Raw genomic sequence first — 13,305 nt, 5'->3', positions numbered from 1 at the left:
ACCGTCATCGCCAGCAGGCGGGCTCCCACAGGGATTGGAGCCTAGATTGGAATCCGGCTCCATTGTGGTCAGCCTTCGAGCTTGCTTTTGAGCAGTTCGTTCACTTGCTGCGGGTTGGCCTTGCCCTTGGACGCCTTCATGGCCTGGCCGACGAAGAAGCCGAACATCTTGCCGCGCTTGGCTTCGTCCGCCGCACGGTACTGCTCGACCTGCTCGGCATTGGCGGCGAGCATTTCGTCCAGCACCGCGGAGATCGCGCCAGTGTCGGTCACTTGCTTGAGGCCGCGCTTGTCGATGATCTCGTCCGCGCTGCCTTCACCGTTGGCCATCGCCTCGAACACCACCTTGGCGATCTTGCCGGAGATGGTGTTGTCCTTGATGCGCTGCAGCATGCCGCCCAGCAGCTCGGCCGAGACCGGCGACTGCTCGATGTCCAGGCCTTGCTTGTTGAGCAGGCTGCCCAGCTCGACCATCACCCAGTTCGCCGCCAGCTTGGCGTCGCCGCTGATGCCCGCGACCTGTTCGAAGTAGTCCGCCTGCTCGCGGCTGGTGGCCAGCACGTTGGCGTCGTAGGCCGACAGGCCGAACTGGCTCTGGAAGCGCTCGCGCTTCTGCGGCGGCAGTTCCGGCAGGGTGGCGCGCACCTCGTCCAGGTAGGCTTGCTCGATGACCACCGGCAGCAGGTCCGGATCGGGGAAGTAACGGTAGTCGTTGGCTTCCTCCTTGCTGCGCATCGGACGGGTCTCGTCCTTGTTCGGGTCGTAGAGGCGGGTCTGCTGGATCACCTTGCCGCCGTCTTCGATCAGGTCGATCTGGCGCTGGATCTCGGAGTTGATCGCCTTCTCGATGAAGCGGAACGAGTTGACGTTCTTGATCTCGCAGCGGGTGCCGAACTCGGCCTGGCCTTTGGGGCGGATCGACACGTTGCAGTCGCAGCGCAGCGAGCCTTCGGCCATGTTGCCGTCGCAGATGCCCAGGTAGCGCACCAGCGCGTGGATCGCCTTGACGTAGGCCACGGCTTCCTTGGCGCTGCGCATGTCCGGCTCGGAGACGATCTCCAGCAGCGGCGTGCCGGCGCGGTTCAGGTCGATGCCGGTGGCGCCGCCGAACTCTTCGTGCAGGCTCTTGCCGGCGTCTTCCTCAAGGTGGGCGCGGGTGATGCCGACGCGCTTGACCGTGCCGTCCTCCAGGGCGATGTCCAGGTGGCCCTTGCCGACGATCGGCAGGTCCATCTGGCTGATCTGGTAGCCCTTGGGCAGGTCCGGATAGAAGTAGTTCTTGCGGGCGAACACGTTGTGCCGGCCGATCTCGGCGTCGATCGCCTGGCCGAACATCACGGCCATGCGCACGGCTTCCTGGTTGAGCACCGGCAGCACGCCGGGCATGCCCAGGTCGATCAGGCTGGCCTGGGTGTTCGGTTCGGAACCGAAGGTGGTGGAACTACCGGAAAAGATTTTCGACCGGGTGGTGAGCTGGGTGTGAATCTCCAGCCCGATCACGACTTCCCATTGCATGTGCGTCTCCTCAGAAGCCGGTTGGGGTGCGGGTGTGCCAGTCAGTGTTGAGCTGATACTGGTGGGCGACGTTCAACAGGCGACCTTCCTGGAAGTACGGAGCGAGCAACTGCACGCCGACCGGCAGGCCGTCGGCGAAACCGGCCGGCATCGACAGGCCCGGCAGGCCTGCCAGGTTGGCGGTGATGGTGTAGAAGTCTTCCAGGTAGGCGGCGACCGGATCGTTGTTCTTGGCGCCGAGCTTCCAGGCCGGGTTCGGCGTGGTCGGGCCGAGGATGATGTCGACTTCATTGAACGCGGCCATGAAATCGTTCTTCACCAGGCGGCGGATCTTCTGCGCCTTCAGGTAGTAGGCGTCGTAGTAGCCAGCGGACAGCGCGTAGGCGCCGACCATGATCCGGCGCTGCACTTCCGCGCCGAAGCCTTCGCCGCGGGAGCGCTTGTACAGGTCTTCCAGGTTCTTCGGGGCTTCGCAGCGGTGGCCGAAGCGCACGCCGTCGAAGCGCGACAGGTTGGAGGAGGCTTCGGCCGGGGCGATCACGTAGTACGCCGGAATCGCGTGCTGCATGTTCGGCAGGCTGATTTCCTTGATCACGGCACCGAGCTTCTGCAGCTGCTGGATGCTGTTCTGGATCAGTTCGGCGATGCGCGGATCGAGGCCGGCGCCGAAGTATTCCTTCGGCACGCCGATGCGCAGGCCCTGCAGCGAGCCGTTGAGGCCGGCGGTGTAGTCCGGCACCGGCTCATCGATGCTGGTGGAGTCGTTCGGGTCGAACCCGGCCATGCCCTGCAGCAGGATCGCGCAGTCTTCGGCGGTGCGGGCCAGCGGGCCGCCCTGGTCGAGGCTCGACGCGTAGGCGATCATGCCCCAGCGCGAAACGCGGCCGTAGGTCGGCTTCAGGCCGGTCAGGTTGGTGAACGCGGCAGGCTGGCGGATCGAGCCGCCGGTGTCGGTGGCGGTGGCGGCCGGCAGCAGGCGCGCGGCCACGGCGGCGGCGGAACCGCCGGACGAACCGCCCGGCACGTGTTCCAGGTTCCACGGGTTCTTCACCGGGCCGTACCAGCTCGACTCGTTGGCCGAACCCATGGCGAATTCGTCCATGTTGGTCTTGCCCAGGGTCACGGTGCCGGCGGCGGCCAGCTTGGCGACCACGGTGGCGTCGTACGGGGCCTTGAAGTTGTCGAGCATCTTCGAGCCGCAGCTGGTGCGGATGCCCTGGGTGCAGAACAGATCCTTGTGGGCGATCGGCGCGCCGAGCAGGGCGCCGCTCTCACCGTTGGCGCGGCGGGCGTCGGCGGCTTTCGCCTGACCCAGAGCCAGCTCTTCGGTGAGGCTGATGAAACTGTTGATCTGAGGGTCGAGCTGGGCGATGCGCGCCAGCAGGGCCTTGGTCAGCTCTTCGGAGGAAAACTTCTTGTCGGCCAGACCGCGGGCGATCTCGGCCAGAGTCATGTGATGCATTGCAGGCTCTTTCCCTTTAGTCGATGACTTTCGGAACCAGGTACAGGCCGTTTTCGACCGCTGGTGCGATGGACTGATAGGCCTCGCGGTGATTGCTTTCGGTGACGACGTCGGCGCGCAGGCGCTGGCTGGCTTCCAGCGGGTGGGCCAGCGGCTCGATGCCGTCGGTGTCGACGGCCTGCATTTCGTCGACCAGCCCCAGGATGCTGTTGAGGGCCGAGGTGATGTGCGGAAGATCGGCTTCATTGAGGCCCAGGCAGGCCAGATGAGCGATTTTTTCCACGTCGGAGCGTTCTAGCGCCATCGGGATTCTCCAGTGGAAAACAGGACGGACGGCGTCCCTGTGTTAGATTGTCGGAACACTACCGCACTTCTACGGTCATAAGGCCGCGATTGTGGGGCTTGGTGCGCAGAAAAGCGGCCAATTTAACATATTGGCGCCTTGCCCAAAATCCCTGTCGTTGTTAGAGTTTGCCGCACTTTTTTACCCACGCGTTGCCTAGGGTCCCTTTCCCATGTTCAAGAAACTGCGTGGCATGTTTTCCAGCGATCTTTCCATTGACCTGGGCACTGCCAACACCCTTATTTACGTGCGCGAGCGCGGTATCGTCCTGAACGAGCCATCGGTTGTGGCCATCCGGACACACGGTAACCAGAAAAGTGTCGTGGCTGTCGGCACCGAAGCCAAGCGCATGCTCGGCCGTACGCCGGGCAACATTGCCGCCATTCGTCCGATGAAGGACGGCGTGATCGCCGACTTCAGCGTCTGCGAAAAGATGCTGCAATACTTTATCAACAAGGTTCACGAAAACAGCTTCCTGCAGCCCAGCCCACGCGTGCTGATCTGCGTTCCGTGCAAGTCCACCCAGGTCGAGCGTCGTGCCATCCGTGAATCGGCCCTCGGCGCCGGTGCCCGCGAAGTGTTCCTGATCGAAGAGCCGATGGCCGCTGCCATCGGTGCCGGCCTGCCGGTCGAAGAGGCCCGCGGCTCGATGGTCGTCGACATCGGCGGCGGCACCACCGAGATCGCGCTGATCTCCCTGAACGGTGTGGTCTACGCCGAATCCGTCCGCGTCGGCGGCGACCGCTTCGACGAAGCGATCATCACCTACGTTCGCCGCAACTACGGCAGCCTGATCGGCGAATCCACCGCCGAGCGCATCAAGCAGGAAATCGGCACCGCCTATCCGGGCGGCGAAGTCCGTGAAGTCGACGTCCGCGGCCGTAACCTGGCCGAAGGCGTTCCACGCGCATTCACCCTGAACTCCAACGAAGTGCTGGAGGCTCTGCAGGAGTCGCTGGCGACCATCGTTCAGGCCGTGAAAAGCGCCCTGGAGCAATCGCCTCCGGAGCTGGCTTCCGACATCGCCGAGCGTGGCCTGGTGCTGACCGGCGGCGGCGCGCTGCTGCGAGACCTGGACAAGCTGCTGGCCCAGGAAACCGGTCTGCCGGTGATCGTCGCCGAAGACCCGCTGACCTGCGTTGCCCGTGGCGGTGGCCGTGCTTTGGAAATGATGGACAAGCACACCATGGATCTGCTCTCCAGCGAATAAGTCGCCGGGCGCAATACGTGGGTGAACGCACAGGCAGCACTTTGCAGTGCTGCCTGTCGGCGTTTATCTTCTGTCAGTTTTCATCCAGGCCGGTTTGAAGCCGTATGAATAAACAGAACATCTGTCCGGAAGGAGCGGCCTATTAAACCGCTTTTCGCCAAGGGCCCCTCATTGGGCGTGCGCCTGCTGGTGCTGGCCGTGCTGTCGGTCGCGCTGATGGTGGTCGATGCCCGCTTCAGTCTGCTCAAGCCTGCGCGCAGCCAGATGTCGCTGGTGCTGATGGACGCCTACTGGATCACCGACCTGCCCGGACGGCTCTGGGACGGTGTCGCCAGCCAGTTCGGCAGCCGCACCGAGCTGATCGCCGACAACGAAAAACTCAAGACCGAGAACCTGCTGCTGCAGGGCCGCCTGCAGAAGCTGGCCGCCCTCACCGAGCAGAACGTGCGCCTGCGCGAGTTGCTGAACTCGTCCGCGCTGGTCAACGAGAAGGTCGAGGTCGCCGAACTGATCGGCATGGACCCGAACCCGTTCACCCACCGCATCATCATCAACAAGGGCGAGCGCGACGGCGTGGTGCTCGGCCAGCCGGTGCTCGACGCCCGCGGCCTGATGGGCCAGGTGGTCGAACTGATGCCGTACACCTCCCGCGTGCTGCTGCTGACCGACTCCACCCATAGCATCCCGGTGCAGGTGAACCGCAACGGCCTGCGGGCCATCGCCAGCGGCACCGGCAACCCGGAACGCCTGGAACTGCGCCACGTGGCCGACACCGCCGACATCAAGGAAGGCGACCTGCTGGTCAGCTCCGGCCTGGGCCAGCGTTTCCCGGCCGGTTACCCGGTGGCGACGGTCAAGGAAGTGATCCACGATTCCGGCCAGCCGTTCGCCATCGTTCGTGCCGTGCCGACCGCCGCCCTGAACCGCAGCCGCTACATGCTGTTGGTGTTCAGCGACAACCGCACCGCCGAAGAGCGCGCGAACGACGCGGCCCAGGCCCAGGAAAACCTCGACGCCCTGGGCGGCGGCCCGGTGATTCCGGCGACCGTGCCCAAGCCGGTCACGGTGCCTGCCGCGACTCCGGCGGCCACGAGCCCGGCCGCTGCGGGCCCTGCTGCCGCGACCCCGGCCAAGCCTGCGGCCGGCAAGCCGCCGGCGTCCGCCCCGGCCGCCGCGAAACCGCCAGCCGCCACCGCCGCCAAGCCACCGGCAGCCCAGCCTGCTGCGCGACCGGCGGCCAAACCGCCGGCCGCTGCGCCAGCCACCACCGGGAGACAGGAATAATGGTCGGGGCTACCGCTTCCCGTAACGGCTGGATGGTCTGGCTGACGTTCTTCATCGGCATGCTGCTCAGCGTGTCGCCGTTGCCGCAGTTCATGGAAATCCTGCGCCCGCTGTGGCTGGCCCTGCTGCTGGCGTTCTGGGCGCTGGCCTTGCCGCAGAAGGTCGGCATGGTCACCGCGTTTTGCCTGGGGTTGGCCGAGGACGTGCTGTACGGCACGCTGCTGGGGCAGAATGCCTTGATCCTGACCCTGATCACGTTCCTGGTGCTGTCGTTGCAGCAGCGCCTGCGGATGTTCCCGATGTGGCAGCAAAGCCTGGTGATCCTGGTGATCTTCGGTCTCGCGCAACTGGTTCAGCTGTGGCTCAGCGCCTTGACCGGCAACCGTCAGCCGACGCTGGCGCTGGTGCTGCCGGCGTTGGTCAGCGCGTTGCTCTGGCCTTGGGTCAGCTTCGCTTTGCGTGGCTTGCGCCGCCGCTACAAAATCAATTGATCTGCCCAGGCATGCGCCCGTGACGGCGCCTTGCCTCGCCAAACGGAAATGGCATGTGCGAGGCAGGGCACCCAACAGGGAGATGTCTTGATGAAGCCGCTTTACCTCGCCTCCGGCTCACCGCGCCGGCGTGAACTGCTCACGCAGATCGGCGTGCCGTTCACCGCCGTCAGCGCGGACATCGACGAAACCCCGTCACCCCATGAAACCCCGTCCGCCTATGTCGAGCGCCTGGCCCGCGGCAAGGCCGAGGCCGGCCGCCGCGCCGTCGGCTCCCGCGACGGGGGCTGCGTGCTGGGGGCCGACACCGCCGTGGTGCTGGACGGCAAAATTCTCGGCAAACCGGTGGACGAAGCCGATGCATGCGCCATGCTGATGATGTTGTCCGGCAGGGAGCATGAAGTGCTGACGGCGATCGCCTTGGTCGAGGACGGCCGCTGCGAGTCGCGGGTGGTGCGCAGCCGGGTGCGTTTCCGCCCGATCGGCCAAGCGGAGGCCGTCGCCTACTGGGCCAGCGGCGAACCCCGGGACAAGGCCGGCGGTTACGGCATCCAGGGCCTCGGCGCGGTGTTCGTGGCGGGCCTGGACGGCAGCTATTCGGCGGTCGTCGGTTTGCCGTTGTGCGAAACCGCAGAACTGCTGGGCCATTTCGGCATACCCTGTTGGCAAACCCTGAACGCGCAGTGAGCGCCGTGCGGATCAAGATGCGGCCATTACCGTGAACACGCCTGAACGAGACCCTGCCATGAGTGAAGAGATCCTGATCAACATCACGCCGATGGAATCGCGCGTGGCGGTGGTCGAAAACGGTGTGCTGCAAGAAGTGCATGTCGAGCGCACGCAAAAACGCGGGATCGTCGGCAACATCTACAAAGGCAAGGTCGTGCGCGTGCTGCCGGGCATGCAGGCGGCGTTCGTCGACATCGGCCTGGACCGCGCCGCGTTCATCCATGCCTCGGAAATCTCCCTGCGCGAAGGGCCGGCGGTGGAGAGCATCGGCGCCCTGGTGCACGAAGGCCAGAGCCTGGTGGTGCAGGTGACCAAGGATCCCATCGGCTCGAAGGGCGCGCGCCTGACCACCCAGCTGTCGATCCCGTCGCGCTACCTGGTCTACATGCCGCGCACCGCCCACGTCGGCATTTCCCTGAAGATCGAGGACGAAGCCGAGCGCGAACGCCTCAAGCAGGTGGTCAGCGACTGCGTGGCCAAGGAAGACATCAAGGAAGCCGGCGGCTTCATCCTGCGCACCGCCGCCGAAGGCGCCGGGGCCGACGAGATCCTGATGGACATCCGTTACCTGCGCAGGCTCTGGGATCAGATCAGCGCCCAGATCAAGACCATCGGCGCGCCGAACGTGATCTACGAGGATCTCGGCCTGGCCCTGCGCACGCTGCGTGACCTGGTCAGCCCGAAGATCGAGAAGATCCGCATCGACTCCCGGGAGACCTTCCAGAAAACCACGCAGTTCGTCGCCGAACTGATGCCGGAGATCGCCGACCGCCTGGAGCATTACCCGGGCGAGCGGCCGATCTTCGACCTGTACGGCGTCGAGGACGAGATCCAGAAGGCCCTGGAGCGTAAGGTGCCGCTCAAGTCCGGCGGCTATCTGGTGGTGGATCCGGCGGAAGCCATGACCACCATCGACGTGAACACCGGGGCTTTCGTCGGCCACCGCAACCTTGAAGAGACCATCTTCAAGACCAACCTCGAAGCCGCCACCGCGATCGCCCGGCAACTGCGTCTGCGCAACCTGGGCGGGATCATCATCATCGACTTCATCGACATGGAAGACGAAGAGCACCAGCGCCAGGTGCTGCGCACCCTGGAGAAACAGCTGGAGCGCGACCACGCCAAGACCAACATCATCGGCATCACCGAACTGGGCCTGGTGCAGATGACCCGCAAGCGCACCCGCGAGAGCCTTGAGCAGGTGCTGTGCGAGCCGTGCAGCAGTTGCCAGGGGCGCGGCAAGCTGAAGACACCGGAAACCATCTGTTACGAGATTTTCCGTGAGATCCTGCGCGAGGCCCGGGCCTATCAGGCCGAGGGCTACCGCGTGCTGGCGAACCAGAAAGTGGTGGATCGGCTGCTCGACGAAGAGTCCGGCAACGTCGCCGAGCTTGAAGCGTTCATTGGCCGCACCATACGCTTTCAGGTAGAAACCATGTATTCCCAGGAACAATATGACGTGGTGCTGCTCTGATCCCCTGCGTCGCCTTTGTCCTGAAACGGCTGGCCTCAGCTTTTCGCAGTTTTTTTGCCATGGGAGCCAACTGACATGGAGCGTCTGACCCGCATTCTGGCCGCACTCACCCGCTGGGGGTTGGGCCTGTGCGCGCTGGCACTGGTGTTGATGGCGTTGTACGTCAGCCTCGGCCGGGAACTGGCGCCGCTGGTGGCCGAGTACCGCGCCGACGTCGAGCAGAAGGCCGCCGCCGCCCTCGGCATGCCACTGCGGATCGGTGAGCTCGAAGGCGACTGGAACGGGTTCGCGCCGATCCTGCTGGCCCACGACGTGACGGTCGGCGAGGGCGCCAACACCCTGCGCCTGGATCGGGTGCGTGCGGTGCCGGACCTGTGGGCCAGCCTGTTGGCCCGGGAAGTGCGCATCGCCCACCTCGAACTCAACGGCCTGAAGATCAGCCTCAAGGAAGGCGAAGACGGCCAATGGGCACTGGAAGGGTTGCCGGTCAAGCAGGACCGGCCGCTGGATCCGCAGCAGCTGTTCGACCGCATGCAGATCGTGCAGCAACTGTCCGTGCTCGACAGCCAGGTGACCTTGCAGCCGCTCGATCATGCGCCGCTGACCTTCACCTACGTCGGCCTCAACCTCAAGACCGGCGCCGTCCGCCAGCGGCTGGACGTGCGTCTGACCCTGCCCGACGGCCAGCCGGTGGCCACCAGCCTGCGTACGCGGATCCGCGCCGGCCAGTGGCAGGACAGCGCCGTCGAAGGCTACCTGAGCCTGCCGCAGAGCGATTGGGCCAAATGGCTGCCCGAGCGCCTGACCCAGCAGTGGAACTTCTCCGAGATCAAGGCCGGCGGCGAACTGTGGGTCGACTGGCGCGAAGGCACGCTGCAGAGCGCCGCCCTGCGTCTGAACGCGCCGCAGCTGACCGGCGCCTATGCCGAGCGCAAGCCGATCCGGATCGACAACCTGGCCCTCAACGCTTACTACGAGCGCAACCGCGACGGCGCCACTGTCACCCTCGATTCTCTGGCGATGAACTTCGGCGAAACCCGCTGGGAGTCCCGGGTGCAGATCAAGCAGACCGCCGCCAGCGACAAGGCCGAAGAACTGTGGCACCTGCAGGCCGACCGGATCGACCTGACGCCGATCACGCCGTTGCTCAATGCCCTGGGGCCGTTGCCGCAAGGGTTCGCCACGGTGGTCGAGCGCCTGAAGGTGACCGGCGGACTGCGCAACGTGCTGCTGGATGTGCGCCCCAACGCCACCGATGACTCACGATTCAGCTTCGCCGCCAACCTCGACCGGGTCGGCTTCGACGCCTACCACGGCGCCCCGGCGGCGCGGAACGTCAGCGGCAGCCTCAGCGGCAACTTGGGCGGCGGCGAGCTGCGGATGGACAGCAAGGACTTTGTCCTGCACCTGGACCCGATCTTCGCCAAGCCGTGGCAGTATATCCAGGCCAATGCCCGCTTGACCTGGAAGCTCGACAAGGAAGGCTTCACCCTGATCGCGCCGTACCTGAAGGTGCTCGGCGAAGAGGGCAAGATCGCCGGCGACTTCCTGATCCGCCTGCATTTCGACCACGACCAGGAAGACTACATGGACTTGCGCGTCGGCCTGGTGGACGGCGACGGACGCTACACCGCCAAGTACCTGCCGCAGGTCCTGAACCCCGCCGTCGACGAATGGCTGCGCACCGCGATCCTCAAGGGTGCGGTGGACCAGGGCTTCTTCCAGTACCAAGGTTCGCTGAACAAGGGCGCGGCCGACGCGGACCGCAGCATCAGCCTGTTCTTCAAGGTGCATGACGCCGAACTCGCGTTCCAGCCGGGCTGGCCCCATGTGAGCAAGGTCAACGGCGACGTGTTCATCGAAGACAGCGGCATCCGGATCGTGGCGCAGAAGGGCCAGTTGCTCGACACCCAGGTCAGCGACGTGTTCGTCAACATACCCCACGCGCCGGAAGGCGAACACAGCCATTTGCTCCTCGACGGCGCGTTCGCCGGCGGACTGGGCGACGGTCTGAAGATCCTTCAGGAAGCGCCGATCGGCACCGCCGAGACCTTCGCGGGATGGGAGGGCGAGGGCGAACTGACCGGCAAGCTGAAGCTGGACGTGCCGCTGGACAAGGGCGATGCGCCGAAGATCCTCGTCGACTTCAAGCCGGCCAACGCGCGGCTGAAGCTGGCCGAGCCCAAGCTTGAGCTGACCCAGCTCAAGGGCGATTTCCGGTTCGACAGCGCCAAGGGCCTGAGCGGGCAGAACATCGCGGCACGGGCGTTCGACAAACCGGTGACCGCGCAGATCTTCGCCGACGGCGGCCCGGGCCGGCTCAAGACCCGCGTGGCCGCCTCCGGACAGGTCGAGGTGAAGAAACTCACCGACTGGCTCGGCGTGACCCAGCCGCTGCCGGTGTCCGGCACGGTTCCCTATCAGTTGCAGGTGAACCTGGACGGCGCCGACAGCCAGTTGATTGTCAGCTCCAGCCTCAAGGGCGTGGCGGTGGATCTGCCGGCGCCGTTCGGCCTGCCGGCCAGCACCGGACGCGACACGGTGTTCCGCATGACCCTGCAAGGGCCGGAGCGGCGCTACTGGGTCAATTACGATCAGTTGGCCAATTTCACCTTCGCGGCGCCGCCGGGCAATTTCGCCGACGGCCGCGGTGAACTGTTCCTCGGCGCGGGCGAGGCGGTGCTGCCCGGCGGCAAGGGCCTGCGGGTGCGCGGCGTGCTGTCGGAGCTGGACGTCAAGCCGTGGCAGGACCTGGTGGACAAGTACGCCGGCAAGGATCCGGGCGGCAGCGCCAGGCAACTGCTGAGCAGCGCCGACTTCAAGGTCGACAGGCTCACGGCGTTCGGCACCACGCTGGATCAGGCGTCGGTGCAGCTCAATCGCAAGGCGGGCGCCTGGGCGCTGGCGCTGGACAGCCGGCAGGCCAAGGGCACGGTCGCGATTCCCGACGCCAACGGCGCGCCGATCGCGGTGAACCTGCAATACGTGCGCCTGCCGGCGCCGGATCCGGCGGTGCAGGCTGACGAGAACGCGCCCGATCCTCTGGCCTCGGTCGATCCGAGCAAGATTCCGGCGCTGGACATCACCGTCAACCAGCTGTTCCAGGGCCAGGACCTGGTGGGCGGCTGGTCGCTCAAAGTGCGGCCGACCGCCAAGGGCATCGCCCTGAGCAACCTGGACCTGGGCCTCAAGGGCATCCTGCTGCAGGGCAGCGGCGGCTGGGAAGGCACGCCGGGCAACACGAACAGTTGGTACAAGGGCCGGATCGGCGGCAAAAACCTCGCCGACGTGCTCAAGGGCTGGGGGTTCGCGCCGAGCGTGACCAGCGAAGAGTTCCACATGGACGTCGACGGCCGCTGGCCGGGTTCGCCGGCGTGGCTGGCGACCAAGCGCTTCTCCGGCACCCTCGATGCGTCGCTGAACAAGGGCCAGTTCGTCGAGGTGGAAGGGGGCGCCCAGGCGCTGCGGGTGTTCGGCCTGCTCAACTTCAACTCCATCGGCCGGCGCCTGCGCCTGGACTTCTCCGACCTGTTCGGCAAAGGCCTGAGCTATGACCGGGTCAAGGGCCTGCTGGTGGCGACCAACGGCGTCTACGTGACCCGCGAACCGATCCTGCTGACCGGGCCGTCGAGCAACATTGAGCTCAACGGCACCCTGGACCTGGTCGGCGACCAGGTGGACGCCCGGCTGCTGGTGACCTTGCCGGTGACCAACAACCTGCCGATCGCGGCGCTGATCGTGGGGGCGCCGGCGGTCGGCGGTGCGCTGTTTCTGATCGACAAGCTGATCGGCGACCGCGTGGCGCGGTTCGCCAGCGTCAAGTACACGGTCAAGGGGCCGTGGAAAGAGCCGAAAATCACCTTCGACAAGCCCTTTTGAACAGCCAGGCCCGGCACCGATGGAGTAGCATGGCCGCAAACCTCTTGCGGAGTGCGCCATGTCTTTAGCGGTGATTCAAATGGTCAGCCAGAGCGATGTGCCGGCCAACCTGCGCGATGCCCGGCGCCTGCTTGAGCAGGCGGCCGAAGCGGGCGCGAAGCTGGCGGTGCTGCCGGAGAACTTCGCCGCCATGGGCCGTCGCGACATCGCCGACATCGGCCGTGCCGAAGCGCTGGGCGAGGGGCCGATCCTGCCGTGGTTGAAACAGACCGCGCGCGACCTCAGGTTATGGATCGTGGCCGGCACGTTGCCGCTGCCACCGGTGGGCCAGCCTGCGGCGAAGTCCCATGCCTGCTCGCTGTTGGTCGATGACCAGGGCGAAATCGTTGCGCGGTACGACAAGCTGCACCTGTTCGATGTCGATGTGGCGGACAATCGCGGCCGTTACCGCGAATCCGATGACTATGCTTATGGCAGCGGCGTGGTGGTGGCGGACACGCCGGTGGGCCGGCTGGGGCTGACGGTGTGCTACGACCTGCGCTTCCCGGAGCTCTACAGCGAACTGCGGGCCGCCGGCGCCGAGCTGATCACCGCGCCGTCGGCCTTCACGGCGGTGACCGGCGCCGCGCACTGGGATGTGCTGATCCGCGCACGGGCCATCGAGACCCAGTGCTATGTGCTGGCGGCGGCCCAGGGCGGGATGCATCCGGGCCCGCGCGAGACTTTCGGCCACGCAGCCATCATCGACCCGTGGGGCCGCGTGCTGGCGCAACAGGACACCGGCGAGGCCGTGCTGCTGGCCGAGCGCGACAGCAGCGAACAGGCGTCCATCCGGGCGCGGATGCCGGTGGCCACTCACCGGCGGTTTTTCTCGCAGGGCGCGCAGCGGCCTGCCTCAGAACACGAATTTAAGGCGTAG

10 protein-coding genes are annotated in these 13,305 nt (G+C 65.9%); 7 read left to right on the top strand and 3 right to left on the bottom strand.

Annotated features, from left to right (window positions below):
* Positions 1-68: 68 nt before the first annotated feature.
* Genes gatB through gatC form a run of 3 tightly spaced genes read right to left on the bottom strand, consistent with a single transcriptional unit; the run spans position 69 to position 3,280 of the window.
* Positions 69-1,514, bottom strand: coding sequence for an Asp-tRNA(Asn)/Glu-tRNA(Gln) amidotransferase subunit GatB (gatB, locus tag CAG29_RS18955; RefSeq protein WP_085578560.1), 1,446 nt, complete (start codon positions 1,512-1,514; stop codon positions 69-71).
* A 10-nt stretch (positions 1,515-1,524) separates the two neighbouring features.
* Positions 1,525-2,976 carry an Asp-tRNA(Asn)/Glu-tRNA(Gln) amidotransferase subunit GatA gene (gene gatA, locus CAG29_RS18950; RefSeq protein ID WP_085578562.1) on the bottom strand — a complete coding sequence of 484 codons (1,452 nt, stop codon included), beginning with the start codon at positions 2,974-2,976 and terminating at the stop codon, positions 1,525-1,527.
* A gap of 16 nt (positions 2,977-2,992) precedes the next feature.
* A complete protein-coding gene (gene gatC / locus CAG29_RS18945; RefSeq protein ID WP_020297123.1) occupies positions 2,993-3,280 on the bottom strand; it encodes an Asp-tRNA(Asn)/Glu-tRNA(Gln) amidotransferase subunit GatC in 288 nt (95 codons plus the stop codon).
* Positions 3,281-3,491: 211 nt separating this feature from the next.
* On the opposite strand from gatC, the gene mreB reads away from it, so the two are divergent.
* From mreB to CAG29_RS18910, 7 genes are all read left to right on the top strand, one after another.
* Positions 3,492-4,529, top strand: coding sequence for a rod shape-determining protein MreB (mreB, locus tag CAG29_RS18940; protein WP_002555108.1), 1,038 nt, complete (start codon positions 3,492-3,494; stop codon positions 4,527-4,529).
* A 141-nt stretch (positions 4,530-4,670) separates the two neighbouring features.
* Positions 4,671-5,813 (top strand): rod shape-determining protein MreC, encoded by a 1,143-nt coding sequence (mreC, locus tag CAG29_RS18935; RefSeq protein ID WP_085631708.1) that lies wholly within the window; start codon positions 4,671-4,673, stop codon positions 5,811-5,813.
* Entirely contained in the window at positions 5,813-6,304 is a 492-nt protein-coding gene (gene mreD / locus CAG29_RS18930; protein ID WP_085578566.1) for a rod shape-determining protein MreD, read from the top strand. Before mreC ends, mreD begins: the two co-directional genes overlap by 1 nt.
* 90 nt (positions 6,305-6,394) lie before the next feature.
* Complete coding sequence (locus CAG29_RS18925; protein ID WP_085578568.1) at positions 6,395-6,991, top strand: nucleoside triphosphate pyrophosphatase; 597 nt, start codon at positions 6,395-6,397, stop codon at positions 6,989-6,991.
* Positions 6,992-7,049: 58 nt separating this feature from the next.
* Positions 7,050-8,507 carry a ribonuclease G gene (rng, locus tag CAG29_RS18920; protein ID WP_085578570.1) on the top strand — a complete coding sequence of 486 codons (1,458 nt, stop codon included), beginning with the start codon at positions 7,050-7,052 and terminating at the stop codon, positions 8,505-8,507.
* 75 nt (positions 8,508-8,582) lie between these two features.
* A complete protein-coding gene (locus CAG29_RS18915; protein WP_085694954.1) occupies positions 8,583-12,386 on the top strand; it encodes a YhdP family protein in 3,804 nt (1,267 codons plus the stop codon).
* 58 nt (positions 12,387-12,444) lie between these two features.
* Positions 12,445-13,305 (top strand): carbon-nitrogen hydrolase family protein, encoded by an 861-nt coding sequence (locus tag CAG29_RS18910; protein ID WP_085578574.1) that lies wholly within the window; start codon positions 12,445-12,447, stop codon positions 13,303-13,305.

This window comes from Pseudomonas sp. B7(2017) (assembly GCF_002112745.1).
GTDB lineage: Bacteria > Pseudomonadota > Gammaproteobacteria > Pseudomonadales > Pseudomonadaceae > Aquipseudomonas > Aquipseudomonas ekonensis.
Note: the sequence above shows the minus strand (reverse complement) of the source record. Positions and strands in the feature narration are given on the sequence as shown.

Bases quoted from the DNA above. Each gene is read 5' to 3' on its own strand.
- CAG29_RS18915 (WP_085694954.1), top strand. From the start codon at position 8,583: ATGGAGCGTCTGACCCGCATTCTGGCCGCACTCACCCGCTGGGGGTTG.
- rng (WP_085578570.1), top strand. From the start codon at position 7,050: ATGAGTGAAGAGATCCTGATCAACATCACGCCGATGGAATCGCGCGTG.
- gatA (WP_085578562.1), bottom strand. From the start codon at position 2,976: ATGCATCACATGACTCTGGCCGAGATCGCCCGCGGTCTGGCCGACAAG.
- CAG29_RS18925 (WP_085578568.1), top strand. From the start codon at position 6,395: ATGAAGCCGCTTTACCTCGCCTCCGGCTCACCGCGCCGGCGTGAACTG.
- gatC (WP_020297123.1), bottom strand. From the start codon at position 3,280: ATGGCGCTAGAACGCTCCGACGTGGAAAAAATCGCTCATCTGGCCTGC.
- mreB (WP_002555108.1), top strand. From the start codon at position 3,492: ATGTTCAAGAAACTGCGTGGCATGTTTTCCAGCGATCTTTCCATTGAC.
- gatB (WP_085578560.1), bottom strand. From the start codon at position 1,514: ATGCAATGGGAAGTCGTGATCGGGCTGGAGATTCACACCCAGCTCACC.
- mreD (WP_085578566.1), top strand. From the start codon at position 5,813: ATGGTCGGGGCTACCGCTTCCCGTAACGGCTGGATGGTCTGGCTGACG.
- CAG29_RS18910 (WP_085578574.1), top strand. From the start codon at position 12,445: ATGTCTTTAGCGGTGATTCAAATGGTCAGCCAGAGCGATGTGCCGGCC.